General features: G+C 63.5%; 16 protein-coding genes. 8 read left to right on the forward strand and 8 right to left on the reverse strand.

Going from position 1 to position 14081, the window contains the following annotated elements; all coding sequences use genetic code 11:
* Window positions 1-5: 5 nt before the first annotated feature.
* From ACFPWW_RS08360 to ACFPWW_RS08375, 4 genes are read left to right on the forward strand one after another with little or no spacing between them, the layout of a single operon-like run.
* Window positions 6-866, forward strand: a complete 861-nt coding sequence (locus tag ACFPWW_RS08360) for a branched-chain amino acid ABC transporter permease (protein ID WP_377311345.1) — start codon at window positions 6-8, stop codon at window positions 864-866.
* The gene (locus ACFPWW_RS08365) at window positions 863-1897 is read left to right on the forward strand and encodes a branched-chain amino acid ABC transporter permease (protein ID WP_377311346.1); all 1035 of its coding nucleotides are present in this window, start codon (window positions 863-865) and stop codon (window positions 1895-1897) included. Before ACFPWW_RS08360 ends, ACFPWW_RS08365 begins: the two co-directional genes overlap by 4 nt.
* On the forward strand, window positions 1894-2640 hold the full coding sequence (locus ACFPWW_RS08370; protein WP_377311347.1) for an ABC transporter ATP-binding protein: 747 nt from the start codon (window positions 1894-1896) through the stop codon (window positions 2638-2640). The genes ACFPWW_RS08365 and ACFPWW_RS08370 overlap by 4 nt, the downstream gene beginning before the upstream one ends.
* On the forward strand, window positions 2640-3338 hold the full coding sequence (locus tag ACFPWW_RS08375; RefSeq protein WP_112753573.1) for an ABC transporter ATP-binding protein: 699 nt from the start codon (window positions 2640-2642) through the stop codon (window positions 3336-3338). Before ACFPWW_RS08370 ends, ACFPWW_RS08375 begins: the two co-directional genes overlap by 1 nt.
* 3 nt (window positions 3339-3341) lie before the next feature.
* On the opposite strand, the gene murA is transcribed toward ACFPWW_RS08375, so the two are convergent.
* The 3 genes from murA to ACFPWW_RS08390 form a co-directional block, all read right to left on the reverse strand.
* Window positions 3342-4655, reverse strand: coding sequence for a UDP-N-acetylglucosamine 1-carboxyvinyltransferase (gene murA, locus ACFPWW_RS08380; RefSeq protein WP_112562989.1), 1314 nt, complete (start codon window positions 4653-4655; stop codon window positions 3342-3344).
* Between the two features lie 204 nt (window positions 4656-4859).
* The gene (gene ligM / locus ACFPWW_RS08385) at window positions 4860-6272 is read right to left on the reverse strand and encodes a vanillate/3-O-methylgallate O-demethylase (protein WP_377311348.1); all 1413 of its coding nucleotides are present in this window, start codon (window positions 6270-6272) and stop codon (window positions 4860-4862) included.
* A gap of 155 nt (window positions 6273-6427) precedes the next feature.
* The gene (locus tag ACFPWW_RS08390) at window positions 6428-7162 is read right to left on the reverse strand and encodes a GntR family transcriptional regulator (RefSeq protein ID WP_377311349.1); all 735 of its coding nucleotides are present in this window, start codon (window positions 7160-7162) and stop codon (window positions 6428-6430) included.
* 198 nt (window positions 7163-7360) lie between these two features.
* Between ACFPWW_RS08390 and ACFPWW_RS08395 the strand changes: the two genes are divergently transcribed.
* The 4 genes from ACFPWW_RS08395 to ACFPWW_RS08410 are packed head-to-tail and all read left to right on the forward strand — an operon-like array spanning window position 7361 to window position 9575.
* Window positions 7361-8071 (forward strand): alpha/beta fold hydrolase, encoded by a 711-nt coding sequence (locus tag ACFPWW_RS08395; protein ID WP_377311350.1) that lies wholly within the window; start codon window positions 7361-7363, stop codon window positions 8069-8071.
* On the forward strand, window positions 8064-8414 hold the full coding sequence (locus tag ACFPWW_RS08400; RefSeq protein WP_377311351.1) for an extradiol ring-cleavage dioxygenase: 351 nt from the start codon (window positions 8064-8066) through the stop codon (window positions 8412-8414). Before ACFPWW_RS08395 ends, ACFPWW_RS08400 begins: the two co-directional genes overlap by 8 nt.
* Window positions 8407-9249 carry a class III extradiol dioxygenase family protein gene (locus ACFPWW_RS08405; protein ID WP_112562999.1) on the forward strand — a complete coding sequence of 281 codons (843 nt, stop codon included), beginning with the start codon at window positions 8407-8409 and terminating at the stop codon, window positions 9247-9249. Before ACFPWW_RS08400 ends, ACFPWW_RS08405 begins: the two co-directional genes overlap by 8 nt.
* Window positions 9249-9575, forward strand: a complete 327-nt coding sequence (locus ACFPWW_RS08410) for a YciI family protein (protein WP_377311352.1) — start codon at window positions 9249-9251, stop codon at window positions 9573-9575. Before ACFPWW_RS08405 ends, ACFPWW_RS08410 begins: the two co-directional genes overlap by 1 nt.
* Window positions 9576-9715: 140 nt before the next feature.
* Here the strand turns inward: ACFPWW_RS08410 and ACFPWW_RS08415 are convergent, their stop codons facing one another.
* From ACFPWW_RS08415 to ACFPWW_RS08435, 5 genes are read right to left on the reverse strand one after another with little or no spacing between them, the layout of a single operon-like run.
* Window positions 9716-10594, reverse strand: a complete 879-nt coding sequence (locus ACFPWW_RS08415; protein ID WP_377311353.1) for an NAD(P)-dependent oxidoreductase — start codon at window positions 10592-10594, stop codon at window positions 9716-9718.
* 51 nt (window positions 10595-10645) lie between these two features.
* The gene (locus ACFPWW_RS08420) at window positions 10646-11704 is read right to left on the reverse strand and encodes a 4-oxalomesaconate tautomerase (protein WP_377311354.1); all 1059 of its coding nucleotides are present in this window, start codon (window positions 11702-11704) and stop codon (window positions 10646-10648) included.
* On the reverse strand, window positions 11697-12368 hold the full coding sequence (locus ACFPWW_RS08425) for a 4-carboxy-4-hydroxy-2-oxoadipate aldolase/oxaloacetate decarboxylase (protein ID WP_377311355.1): 672 nt from the start codon (window positions 12366-12368) through the stop codon (window positions 11697-11699). The genes ACFPWW_RS08420 and ACFPWW_RS08425 overlap by 8 nt, the downstream gene beginning before the upstream one ends.
* Entirely contained in the window at window positions 12368-13096 is a 729-nt protein-coding gene (locus tag ACFPWW_RS08430) for a PIG-L deacetylase family protein (protein WP_377311356.1), read from the reverse strand. The genes ACFPWW_RS08425 and ACFPWW_RS08430 overlap by 1 nt, the downstream gene beginning before the upstream one ends.
* 3 nt (window positions 13097-13099) lie before the next feature.
* Window positions 13100-14059, reverse strand: coding sequence for a VOC family protein (locus ACFPWW_RS08435; RefSeq protein ID WP_377311357.1), 960 nt, complete (start codon window positions 14057-14059; stop codon window positions 13100-13102).
* Between the last annotated feature and the right edge of the window lie 22 nt (window positions 14060-14081).

Genomic DNA, 14081 nt, shown 5'->3' on the forward strand with positions numbered 1-14081 from the left:
GTCTCATGCTGACAATCCTGTTCGACGGCATCGCCTATGGCATGCTTCTCTTTGTTCTTGCCTGCGGATTGTCTGTCACGCTGGGCCTGATGAATTTCGTCAATCTGGCGCACGGCGCCTTCGCCATGGCCGGCGGCTACATCACCGTCATCATGATGAACCGCTACGGCATTTCCTTCTATTGGTGCCTGCCGGCCGCCTTCGTCGTCACCGCCCTCGTCGGCGCCCTGTTGGAACGGCTGCTCTATCGCCGCCTCTATTCGGCTTCGCATCTCGACCAGGTGCTGTTTTCGATCGGCCTCGTCTTCATGTCGATTTCGGCAATCGATTATTTCATGGGCGGCCAGCAGCAGCTCATCAACCTGCCGCCCGAACTCAGCGGCCGCTTCGGCTTTCTGGGCATCGATATCGGCCGCTACCGCCTCTTCATCATCGTTATCTGCGCCGTGCTGACGGTCGCGCTGCAGCTGGCGCTCACCCGTACCCGCTTCGGCAGCCAGTTGCGCGCCGCCGTCGATGACGGCCGCGTCGCCCGCGGCATGGGCATCAACGTCTCCGTCATTTTCGCGCTGACCTTCGCGCTCGGTTCGGGCCTCGCCGGCCTTGGCGGCGCGCTCGGCACCGAACTCCTCGGCCTCGACCCGAACTTTCCGCTGAAATACCTGATCTATTTCATGATCGTCGTCACCGTCGGCGGCACCTCGTCGATAACGGGTCCCTTCATTGCCGCACTGCTGCTTGGGATTGCCGATGTCGCCGGCAAATATTACGTGCCGCAGCTTGGCGCCTTCATCATCTATGCCGTCATGATCCTCGTACTGATCCTGCGGCCCCATGGCCTCTTCTCCCGGGAGGGCAGCCGATGAACGGCGAACGCAACAATGCCTCCGACGAGGCCATGGGGCTCCTGAAGCGTGCCGGCCGGTGGCATATCTGGGAATTTCTGCTCTGGCTGGTCGCCATCGCCGCGATCTTTGTCCTGCCGTCGCAGATGCTGATCCTGACGGAGATCGCCATCCTGGCGCTCTTTGCCGTCTCGCTCGATCTCATCCTCGGTTATGCCGGCATCGTCTCGCTCGGCCACACGGCCTTCTTCGGCCTCGGAGCCTATGGGGCGGGCCTTTTTGCGGTCCATGTCTCGGGCGAGCCGGTCATCGGCCTGCTGGCGGCCGCTCTCGTCAGCGGCCTCTTCGGCTTCCTGACGAGTTTCCTCGTCTTGCGCGGCTCCGATCTCACGCGCCTGATGACCACCTTCGGCGTCGCCATGCTGCTTGCCGAACTCGTCAATCAGGCAGCCTGGCTGACGGGCGGCGCCGACGGGCTGAGCGGCGTGATGCTGAACCCGATCCTCGGTTTTTTCGAATTCGATCTCTGGGGCCGCACCGGCTACGTCTATTGCCTGATCGTGCTGATCGCTCTCACCTACATCGCCCGACGCATCGTCCATTCTCCCTTCGGCCTGTCGCTGAAGGCGATCAAGCGCAATCAGCGCCGCGCCTCCATGCTCGGCATCTCGCCCACACGCCGCATCGTCGCGATCTACACGATCTCCGCCGCCTATGCCGGTATTGCGGGCGCGCTTCTGACGCAGACGACGAGCTTCGTCTCGCCCGATGTGCTTGCCTTCCACCGTTCGGCGGAGGTGCTGCTGGTGCTGGTCATCGGCGGCGTCGGCTATCTCTATGGCGGCGTCTTCGGCGCGGTCGTCTTCTCCATCCTGCGCAACTGGCTTTCGGTCATCACGCCGCAATACTGGATGTTCTGGATCGGCCTCGTGCTCATCATCATCGTTCTGGTCGGCCGCGAGCGCCTGCCAAGCTGGCGGAGGCTGTTGCCGGGTTCGGCGCGCAAGCGTGAGACCCGTATGCAGCAAACCGTGGCGGAGGAAAGCAAATGACGCTCGCGCTGGAAACCCGCCACCTCGTCAAACGCTTCGGCGGTTTCGTCGCCACCAACGACGTCTCTCTGCAGATCCGCCAGGGCGCCCGTCATGCCCTGATCGGCCCGAACGGCGCCGGCAAGACCACCATCATCAACCTGCTGACCGGTGTCCTGACGCCGAACAGCGGCGAGATCCTGCTCGCCGGGGAAGACATCACCGGCGTCTCCTCCTACCGCCGTGTCGGCAAGGGCCTGTCACGCACCTTCCAGATCAACCAGCTCTTCGGCGATTTCTCGCCGCTCGATTCCGTCATGCTGGCAATCAGCGAACGCCGGGGGCATGGCCGTTTCGCCTGGCGGCGGCTCTCTGCGGACCGCGAAGTCGCCGATGAAGCCGCCAGCCTGCTGGAACGCTTCCGCCTCGCCGATGTCATGGGCGTGCCGACAACGCTCCTGCCCTACGGCAAGCAACGTCTGCTCGAAATCGCCCTTGCGATCGCCATGCAGCCGAAAGTGCTGCTGCTCGACGAACCTGCCGCCGGCGTTCCCGAAGAGGAGCGGCACGAGGTTCTCGGCATCGTCCGCGAACTGCCGGCCAACGTGACGGTCGTGCTGATTGAACACGACATGGATCTCGTCTTCTCCTTCGCGGACCGTATTTCGGTGCTTGCCGCCGGGGCACTCTTTGCCGAGGGGACTGTGGCCGAGATCTCCAGGGATCCACAGGTGAAAGCCATCTATCTCGGGGAGGATGCGTAATGGCCGAACTGCTTCGGATCGAACGCCTCGTCGCCGGATATGGCGAAGCCCATGTTCTTGCCAAGGTCGATTTCACGCTGGAGGAAGGCCGTTCGCTCGCCCTGCTCGGCCGCAACGGCGCCGGCAAGACGACCCTTCTGAACACCATCATCGGTGTAACCACCCACCATGCAGGCTCCATCCACCTGCAGCAGCGCGACATCACCCGGCTCGGGGCGGAAAAGCGCGCACCGCTTGGCATCGGCTGGGTGCCGCAGGAGCGCAATATCTTCCGTTCGCTGACGGTGGAAGAAAACCTCACGGCGAGCGCCCGCCCCGGCGCATGGAATGTCAGCCGCGTCTACCAGATGTTCCCACGCCTGCAGGAACGCCGCCGCAACCTTGGCAACCAGCTCTCCGGCGGCGAACAGCAGATGCTCGCCATCGCCCGTGCCCTGATGCTCAACCCGAAAATCCTGCTGCTCGACGAGCCGCTGGAAGGTCTCGCCCCGATCATCGTCGACGAACTTCTGGCCGCACTTCGCCGCATCGTCACCGGCGAAGGCATGTCGGCGATCATCGTCGAGCAGAAGGCCCGCAAGGTGCTGCCGCTGACGGATGAGGTCATCGTGCTCGAACGCGGCGCGGTGAGCTATCGAGACACATCACAAGCACTGCTCGCCTCTCCGGAGACGCTCGACGCCCATCTCAGCGTTTGACGCTCAAGCCTCGCGCGGCGGCACGCGGGTGATGCGTGCGCCGAGCGCGTTCAACCGCTCCTCGATCCGCTCATAGCCGCGTTCGATCTGCTGGGCATTGTTGATGACGCTCGTACCCTCGGCGCACATGGCGGCAATCAGCATCGCCATGCCGGCGCGGATGTCGGGGCTTTCCACCTGCGCGGCGCGCAGCTTCGACGGGCCGGCGACGATTGCGCGGTGTGGATCGCAGAGCACGATGCGCGCGCCCATGGCGATCAGCTTGTCGACGAAGAACATCCGGCTTTCGAACATCTTCTCGAACATCAGCACCACGCCGTCACATTGCGAGGCAGTCACGATGGCAATCGACATGGTGTCGGCCGGGAAGGCCGGCCAGGGCTGGTCCTCGATCTTCGGGATATGCCCGCCGAAATCCGGCTGGATCTTCATCTCCTGGCCTGCCGGCACCACGAGATCGTCGCCCTCGATGCGGCAGCGGATGCCGAGACGCTCGAAGGTCATCAGCGTCGAGCGCAGATGTTCTACACCCGCCCGCCGGATGACGATCTCGGAACCGGTCACGGCGGCAAGGCCGATCAGCGAGCCGACCTCGTTATGGTCCGGGCCGATGCGATGCGACGCGCCGCCAAGCGGCTGGCCGCCGTGGATGGTCATGGTGTTGGTGCCGATGCCTTCGATCCTCGCGCCCATGGCGATGAGGAAATGCGCGAGATCCTGGACATGCGGCTCGGAAGCGCAATTGCGCAGGATCGTCTTGCCTTCGGCGGCAACGGCCGCGCAGAGCGCGTTTTCCGTCGCCGTGACGGAGGGTTCGTCGAGGAAGACATCAGCGCCGCGCAACTGTGCGGCGCGGAAACTGTAGGAACCGTTGACGCTGATTTCGGCGCCCAGCTGCTCGAGGGCCAGGAAATGCGTATCGACGCGCCGCCGCCCGATGACATCGCCGCCCGGCGGCGGCAGCGTGATCTCGCCGCACCGCGCCAGCATCGGACCGGCAAGCAGGATGGACGCGCGGATCCGGGCGCAGAGGGCAGGGTCCAGATCGGCCGGCTTCAGGTCGCTTGCTTCGATTTCGAGTTCGTTGCGGCCGAGCCAGCGTGCCCTGGCACCGACGGACTGGATCAACTCGACCAGCGCTTCGACATCGCGGATACGCGGCACATTGGTCAGATGCACCCGCTTGTCGGTCAAAAGCGACGCGGCAATGATCGGCAGGGCGGCATTCTTGTTGCCGCTTGGATGGATTTCGCCGGCAAGGCGGTGGCCGCCCTCGACGATATATTGAATTCGCTCATGCGGCTGGGCCTGTGCCACTGCTGTCATCCTTGTTCGAATCGATTTTTCAGGGGGCATATCTGCGTTGTCATTGTGACATCGGATTGATCGCCGATCGGGAAGTGCGGCTGTTTTTAGCGCCGCCGCGCGCGGACGGCTAGAGGCAAGACGGCGGGACGAATCCACAAAAAACGGCGCCCTCCCGGGCGCCGTCGGTAACACCGTGGATGGTGGTGTCGGAACTCAGCCCTTCTTGCTGCGCCAACTGTCGGCGTAATTTTCGCGGGCTTCACGGGAATAGGGCGTGGGCGAAACGCGCACGCGGATTTCCGCCTGCTTGTGCCGCTCGACCGAGGTCTTGCCGGAACCGCCATCGGGTTCGCCCCAGACGAGGGTCAGAACGTCACCCACCTGCACGTCGGCATCGACGATGCCGAGCGAAAGCATGCAGCGCTCATTATAGCTGTAGCCGTTGAACATCGACATGCCGACCATCTTGCCGTCGCGCAAGATCTTGTCGGCGCTGGTCGAGGCATAGTTCGGCTGCGGGAAGTCGATCCACTTGAAATGATCCTCGCCCGGACGGAAGGCCGAGGCGATGACATTGACGACATCTTCGGCATTCCACTCGAAGGTCACTTTCTTGCGGTTCGTCCTGCCTTTCATCTTTTCGAGCGCCGACTTGCCGATGAAGTCGTCCTTCTTCCAGCCGATATAGAAGTCGTAGCCGAGCTCGAACGGATTGACGTAATAGTCCTCGATATTGCTCGAGACGAAGCTGCCGCCGATCGCGCCCGTCGCCTCGTAACTGTCTGCGCCCAGCCAGTCGCGATAGGCGGCCAGCATGCCGTCGCCGGTATAGATGCCGGGCAGCGGCGACGGGATCCAGCCGGATTCCAGCGTGTTGGTCGAATAGGCGCGGCTGCCGCAGCGCACGAGATCGACACCCGCCGCCTTTGCCGATTCCAGGATGACCGAGAGAATATAGGCCTTGTCCTCGTAGGGACCCCAGATCTCCAGACCCGGCGCGCCGGACATGCCGTGGCGCAGCGCGTTTACCGTCTTCGAGCCGACCTTGATCCTGTCGACATGGAAGAACTTGATGTCGGGGATTGGCCCGCCATTCATCTTCTCGAAGATCTTCGGGGCGTCCGGTCCCTGGATCTGGTAGCGGTAGTGGGTGCGCAGCACACGTTCGCCTTCCGGCCGCGAGGGCGAACGCGGATCATATTTCAGCCGCACGTTCCACTTGCCGTAGGCGGCGCAGAACATCAGCCAGTTGGATGTCGGCGAACGGCCGACGAGGATGAACTTGTCCTCGCGCTCGCGGAAGATGATCTGGTCGCCGATCACGTGACCGGCCGGCGTGACCGGCACGAAATGCTTGGCGCGGTTCGTATCGAAATTCGAGAAGGAGTTGATGCCGTGATAGACAAGGAACTTCTCCGCGTCGGGGCCTTCGACGGTCAGCTCGTCCATGTGATGCGACTGGTCGAAGAGAACGGCGGAGTTGCGCCATGCCGCCTGCTCCGAGCGCCAGTTGGAAAACTCGGCCGCCACGACCGGGTATACATACATGCCGACCTTGGAATTGCGCAGCAGTTCCACCGTATTGCCGGCCGACTTCAAAACTTCGGATAGGTTCGATCTCGCCACCTGATGTCCTCCCATTGGCATGCGATAATGTATACATGAAATGCCCAATGCGATCGGATTGCAAGCCTATTTTCTGCCGGCAGCATCCTACTCCAGGAGACAGAAACGCAAAAGGGCGGCCCGAGCCGCCCCTTCAAAACCCGATTTATCCGATATTATCGGTGAATCAGCGCAAGTCCCCTGATCTGTTCGATGAGCGTCGGGTCTTCTGCAAGAATGTATTCAAGATTGCGCCGCGCCGTGCGCGCATGCTCCCTGGCGATCGCTTCCGCGCGGCTGCCTTCCCGTGCCTCGATCGCGCTGACGAGCGCCGTGTGCTGGTCCTGCGCGGAACGCAGCGAACGGCGAAACGCGGCAATATCGGCCTTGTCCGGCAGGAAGGCCGAAGGGGACGCAAAGGGTAGCGAGCTTGCCCGCTCCACTTCACGCCGGATGATCTCGCTGCCGGCAAGCGCGGCAAGCTGATGGTGGAATTTCTCGTTCAGATCGGAATAGGCATCGAAATCGACATCATCGAGCTGCTCGCCAAAACAGTCATCGAGCTTAAGCACCGTCTGCTTAATATCCTCGAGCGCATCAACCGGAACGCCGCGTTCGGCCGCCAGCCTTGCCGCCATGCCTTCCATCACGCCACGCACTTCGATGGAATCGACCACATCGGCAAAACCGAAACGACGAACCACAAAGCCGCCATTCGGCAGGCGATCGAGCAACCCCTCCTCCGTAAGCCGCGACATTGCCTCACGCACCGGCGTCCGGGAAATATCGAGCGCCTCGGCCAGCGGCACTTCGAACAGGCGCGTGCCGCCCTGCAATTCGCCGCTCAAAATCTTTTCCCGCAACTCGATGACGGCGCGACGGCCATGCGTTGCGGCTTCACTCTGCTTCATCGACGCCTCCAATCCCGGCTAAATGTATATAACAGCCAGAACGCATACAAAACCCCACCCCAGGCCGGCATCCTATCATATGATTGTATGCACGACAGCGGGATAATTTCCTCACTGCGGCGATTATCGGCACAGAATTCGCCGATCTCTTGACATGATGTATACATATGTGATGTCTGATCTGCGGGAGGAAAATCGATGGCAACGCTCGTGCTCATTCCGGGGCTCGTGTCCGACGGCATTGTCTGGGCATCGCTTGCCGACGCCGTGGCGCACCGCATGCCTGTGCACGCGGCCGATATCTCCCACGCCTCCTCGATATCGGGCATGGCGCAAAGCGTTCTCGCCGCCACCGAGGGCGATCTGATCGTAGCGGGCCATTCCATGGGGGGCCGCGTCGCCATGGAAATGGCACGCATCGCACCGGATCGCGTCAAGGGGCTTGTGCTGGCCAATACCGGCCATCACCCGAAACGCGATGGCGAAGAAATCAGGCGCCAGCAGATGATCGATCTCGGCCACCGCAGCATGGAGGACCTTGCCGACGAATGGCTGCCGCCGATGCTCAGCCCCGCCCGGCTGTCGGACATGGAACTGGTCGCCGGCCTGCGCGCCATGGTGCTGCGGGCCGGCCCCGACGTGCACGAGCGGCAGATCCGCGCGCTGATCGACCGGCCGAACGCGTCAGCCTACATGGCCGAACTCGACTGCCCCATCCTGCTTGTCGCCGCACGCCACGATGGCTGGAGCCCGCTCGCGCAGCACCAGGAAATCGCCGACGCGGCACCCGATACGGAACTTGTCATTGTCGAAGATGCCGGCCATTTCGCACCCGTGGAACGGCCTGCCGAAGTCACCGCCGCAATCACCGGCTGGCTGACACGCAGATTTGGAGGAGCCGATGCCTGAGAAGACAGCCATTCCCGACACGCCGCTCTTCAACCGGGCCGGCTCGATCCGCGGCTACCGGCTGAACAAGATGGCGATGGCGCTCGGCCAGATGGACAACCGCGAAGCCTTCAAGGCCGATGAGGACGCCTATCTCGCCCGCTTCGCCCTGAGCGAGGATGAAAGGGCCGCGGTCAAGAGCCGCGACTGGCGCGAGATGGTGCGCCTCGGCGGCAACCTGTTCTTCATTCTCAAGATCGCCGCTGTCGATCCGACCCCGATCACGCAGATTGGCGCGGCCCAGGCCGGCATGTCGCATGAGGATTTTCTCTACGAACGGCTGGGAAAGAAGAGACATGGCTAAGATCATCGGCGGCCTCGGAACGAGCCACGTCCCCTCGATCGGCGCAGCGCTCGACAAGGGCCTGCGTGACACACCGGACTGGAAACCCTTCTTCGACGGTTACGAAGCCGGCAAGCAGTGGATGCGCGAGGCGCGGCCCGATATCGCCGTCGTCGTCTTCAACGATCACGGCAACAGCTTCTTCCTCGATCGCGTGCCGACCTTTGCCGTCGGCGTGGCTGAAAGCTATCGGCCGGTCGATGAGGGCTGGGGTCCGCGGGCCATTCCCGCCTTCGAAGGTGCCGTCGATTTCTCCTGGCACTTCGTCGACAGGCTGGTCGAGCGCCATTTCGATCCGCTGGTCTGCCGCGAGATCGAGGTCGATCACGGCCTGCAGGTACCGATGGAACTCTTCTTCGGCCGGCCGGAGCGCTGGCCCGTCAAGGTTCTGCCGATCTGGGTGAACACGATCCAGTACCCGATCCCCACACCGCAGCGCTGCTGGGAAATGGGCAAGGTGCTGCGCGAGGCGATCGAAAGCTGGCCGGGCGACGAGCGGGTCGTCATCCTCGGCACGGGCGGCCTGTCGCATCAGCTGCAGGGTGCGCGCGCCGGCTTCATCAACCAGGCGGCCGATCGCGCCTGGCTGGATGGCATCGCCGCCAATCCGGAGCCTTACCGCGCGATGAGCCGTGAGGATTATGTGGAGCAGTTCGGCTCCGAAGGCGCCGAACTCATCATGTGGCTAGTCATGCGCGCCGCGATGGACGAACAGGTCAACCTCATCCACAAACACTACCACGCCCCGGCCTCCATGACCGGCGCCGGCATGGTCGTTCTGGAAAACGCCGCCTGATGCCGGCCTTCTTCCTCATGCGCTGCCTGCATCACGAGGGACAGGATGCCGCCCGCGACCGGCATCGCCCGGCTCATCGCGCCTGGGTACAATCGGGCGGCGAAGGCCTTGCCACAGTGCTGATCGGCTCTGCCCTGCAGGATGCCAGCGGGGCCTCGATCGGCAATTTCGGCATATTGGAAGCAACAGGTCTGGCCGAAGCCAAAGCCTTTGCCGAGGGCGACCCTTTCAACAAGGCGGGCATTGTGGCAAAGATCGAACTCACGCCATTGCCTGCGACATTCCAGGCCGGGCGTATCAGCGATCCGATGACGCCGAGGCCGTAAATTCGGTTCCGCCACCAGCGGGAGGAGGTGCCCCGGAGAGGGGCAGATGAGGGGGCTGGCACAACAAGGGAGGGAACGACCGGAACACGAGGGAAGGTCGCTTGTTCGCCATAGCCCCCTCATCCAGGCCACGATCGCGATCAGCCCGCCTGTTCGGCCCTGTGCGCCTTCAACCGCAATTCCAGCACGCGCCCGACGGTTTCTTCCAATCCGCTGGCCTGCCCGACGCCGCAGGCGCCCAGGCGTTCCTGCACCTCGGCGATCTCTGCCGCCAGCCCGCCACGAAGGCCAAGCGCCTCGAGCGTTGCCGCGCTCTCGCGCATCTCCGCGGCCCGCCGCCGGCCGTGCCGCGTCGTGCGCTCCATCTGGTATTCGGCAAATTGCGGCCAGTTGAGGCCGGGGAAGGACCCCGAAAGCGAGGAGAGGATTTCGTCGTAACAGCCGGACGCCTTTGCCGCGAGCAGGGCCTCGGCGGTGATCGCCTCCAAGCCCTTCACGAACAGCGAACGCACCATCTTGATCGCCGTCGCGGCACCGGGCGCGGTCCCTGCGATTTCGGCGGAGAACCCGAGACGGAAAAGTTCGGGCAACAGCCTCTCTGCCGGCCCACCGGCAAGCAGAACCGGCGTCTGATGCTTGCGCGGATGAACCGGCGCCATGACGGCCATGTCGAGGTATTCGCCGCCGGCCGCTTCTATAGCGGCAGCCGTCTCCCGCTTCCTGCCGGGAGAGACCGAATTGATATCGATGACCACCTGCCCCTGGCGCAGATGCGGCAGGAGCGGTTCGACGGCAAGCAGGCTCTGATCCGCCGTCACGGCACTGAACACCCAGTCTGCATCCGCAAGTCCGGCAATGGTCTCGCAGATCCCGGCCCCGCGCATCCGCATCGCCTCGCGCATTGCCGTACCGTCGGAAGCGAGCAGGACGTCGTAGGCGACGAAGCTCAGGCCCGGCCGGGCCAGCCCCTCATGGAATGCGCGCGCCGCTTCGCCATACCCCAGAAACCCGATCTTCATGCCAACCTCCCATTTCCGAAGGACCACGCGCTCGCCGAAACATTCCGGCGGTCACGCAAAGACATACCCGTCGAAGAGCTTGCGGGCGGTGCGCAACACAGCGGCATCCGTCACGACCCCATCCCTGACCGTTGCAATCACGCTCATCTCGCCGGTCGGGTGTTCGACGGAGATCAGTTTCTCGCCGCCATCGGGCACGACCGCCAGCTTCGCCGCCGGCCCTTCCGGCAAGAGGCAGGCCGTCGCCACGCTGACGGCGCCGAGCACGCCGATCGCATCATGACAGCGATGGGGAATGAAAGTGCGCGTCGAAATCGCGCCGCCGGCCCTTGGGCGCGAAACCATCGTCATCTTCGGCACCGACTTCTTCGAGACGTCGCCGAGATTCATCATCGGCCCGGCCTTCAGCCGGATCGCCTCGAGTTTCGTTCGCAGCTCGTTGTCGGCTTCGAGCTCATCAGGTCTTTCCGTGCCCTCTATGCCGAGATCGCTCGCCAGCATGACGACGCACGGCATGCCATTGTCGATCAACGTGCATTCGATCCCCTCGATGACGTCAGCAGCATGGCCCGTCGGCAAAAGCGCCCCGCAGCTCGAACCCGCCGTCTCTGCAAATGTGATCGGCACCGCAGCTGAGGTGCCCGGAACCCCGTCGATACGGGCCTCTCCCGCATAGGTCACGCGGCGACCCGGCGTGGCGATCTTCGCAGTGGCGATCTGCCCGGTATTCTCCATGAAGATCCGCACTTCCGTCTGCCCGTCGCCAGCCTCGACAAGGCCGCGCTCGATGGCAAAAGGGCCGACGCCGGCAAGGATATTGCCGCAGTTCTGCGCGTCGGTGACGATGGGTTCCTCGACGAAGACCTGCAGGAAGAGATAGTCGATATCGGCACCGGGCCGCTCCGACCGTCTGACGACCGCGACCTTCGAGGTCAGCGGAGCGGCCCCGCCCATGCCGTCGATCTGCCGTCGATCGGGCGACCCCATGACGCGAAGCAGAAACGCGTCGCGATCTTCCGGCAGGTCCTCCGCCAGGAAATAACCGCCCTTGGACGTGCCGCCGCGCATCCACATGCAGCGCACGCCTTCCTGCGGAACGGGGTCAGACATATTTCAGCCCCTTCTGTGCCAGCCGCTCGCGCATCTTGTAGATGTCGAGCCCGAGTTCGCCGGCAGCAAGCCGCCGGCGTTTGTCGTCTTCCGCCGCAACACGCTGCTCGGCCTTGTCGGCGACTTCTGCCGCCTCTTCCCGCCGCACGACGCAGACCCCGTCGTCATCGGCGACGACAACGTCGCCCGGATTGACGAGCGCCCCGGCGCAGACGACGGGAATATTGACCGAGCCCAGCGTCTCCTTCACCGTGCCCTGAGCAAAAATCGCCCTGGACCAGACAGGGAACTTCATCTCCCTGAGATCTGCGACATCGCGCACGCCCGCATCGATGACGAGCCCGCGGCAACCGCGCGCCATGGCCGACGTCGCCAGGAGATCGCCGAAATATCCGTCCTCGCAGGGACTGGTCGGCGCAAGCAGCAAGAGGTCCCCTTCCCTGATCTGCTCGATCGCCACATGCACCATCCAGTTGTCGCCCGCAGGCGCGGATATGGTCACGGCACTCGCCGCGATCCTCGCGCCCGGATAGATCGGTCGCATATAGCTCGCAAGCAGCCCCTTTCGACCTTGCGCCTCGTGCACGGTCGCCACCCCGCAAGCCGCGAGGCGATCCATGACGGACCGCTCCGCCCGTTCGATGTTCCGGACAACGATCGCCATCAGAGTTCATCCACCGTTCGCGGGAAGACCGACTGGAAGCCCTCGGCATGCGTCGCCTTGCGGCCGCCCGACTGCCCGCCGGAATTGCGCATGAAGTGGTTGCCACGGTTTTCGGCGACATTCTTGTAGTAGTGCCAGAGGTGTTCCTGTCCCTCCATGCACTGGATCGCCGCCCATTTCTTCTCCCAGACGGGCGAGATATCCAGGAAGACATCGGGCTTCCATTCCATCTGCTCGGTCTGATGCGGCTCGAAGAGATAGAGCTGCGGCGCGCCGAGGATTTTCTCGCCTGGATTATGCCCCCAGGCCTGCGCGATCATCCGTGCCTCAAGCGCGACCTGTGTCGCGTACATATGGTCGGTATTATAGGGGTCCCACCTGGAGTGGCTGAGCATGAATTCCGGCTGCACGGCACGGATCACGTCGACCAGCCGGAACTTTGCCTCCTGATCGACGACCAGCGGATAGTCCCCGAGATCGAAGAACTGGATGTCATGCACACCGAGCGCCCGCGCGGCATTTTCCGCTTCGACGCGCCGCGCCGCCTTCACCTTTTCGAGCGTCATTCCGGCATTCTTCCAGAGCTTGGCGCTCTCGCCGCGCTCGCCATAGGACAGGCAGACGACAGTGACTTCGTAGCCCTTTTCCTGATGCAGCGCGATCGCGCCGCCACAGCGCCAGACGAAATCCGCCGAATGCGCGCTGATGACCAAGGCCGTCTTCGCCATGAACTAGTCCTTCCTCGCCACGGGGGGCGTGCCATGCGTGTGAAATGTCTCGATCGTCTTCAGGCCCCAGGCCTGGCCCTTCTTGCGCTCCGTTTCCGTCCAGGTGACGGTCGGCCAGTCGGGCCTGAGGATCAGCCGCGCACCGGCATTGGCGAGTTCGACGCGGTTGCCGGCAGGCTCCCAGACATAGAGGAAGAAGGTGCCCTGGATCGCGTGCTTGTGCGGCCCGGTTTCGATATGAACGCCGTTTTCCAGGAAGATATCGGCCGCACGCAGAATTTCCTCGCGCTGATCGACAGCATAGGTAACGTGGTGGAACCGGCCCTTCGCGCCGGTATGGTCCTCGGAATAGGCGATATCGTAGGTCTTGTTGTTGACCGTGAACCAGCAGCCGCCGAGCCTGCCATTATCGAGCTGGATCTGCTCCGTCACCCGGCTGCCGAGCGCTTTCGTCATGAAATCGCGGATTGCCCGCACATCGCATGCCAGCAGGTTGAGGTGATCGAGCCGGCGCGGGCAGCAGCCGCGGCCGTGGTAGCGCTGCGCGATATTCTTCAGCGCCGGCCGCTCGCCCTCGGGCGCCTCATAGACATGCGTATCGTAATAAAGCTCGAAAACATGGCCGTCCGGATCGGTAAAGCGATAGGCACGGCCATGACCCGCATCGCCGTCCACCCAGCCGATGCCGCATCCCATGCCCTCGATCGCCTTCACCCGCCGCTCCAGCGCTTCCGGAGACGAGGTGCGATAGCCGACATGGCCGACACCGGTCGTATGGTGGCGCACGAGCTTCAGCGTGTGGAATTCGTAATCGTCGAAGGCGCGCAGGTAGGCGACGCCGTCTTCGATCAGGCTGGGTGTGAGCCCATAGACCCGCGTGAAGAAATCGAGGCTTTCGTCAAAACGGTCGCTGTAAAGTTCCACATGGCCGAGATGGGCGACGTCGAAGCAGGGTTCGCTCATGCGCCGGCACCCCGGCCGACGG

Source organism: Rhizobium sp. GCM10022189, assembly GCF_042656325.1.
GTDB lineage: Bacteria > Pseudomonadota > Alphaproteobacteria > Rhizobiales > Rhizobiaceae > Rhizobium.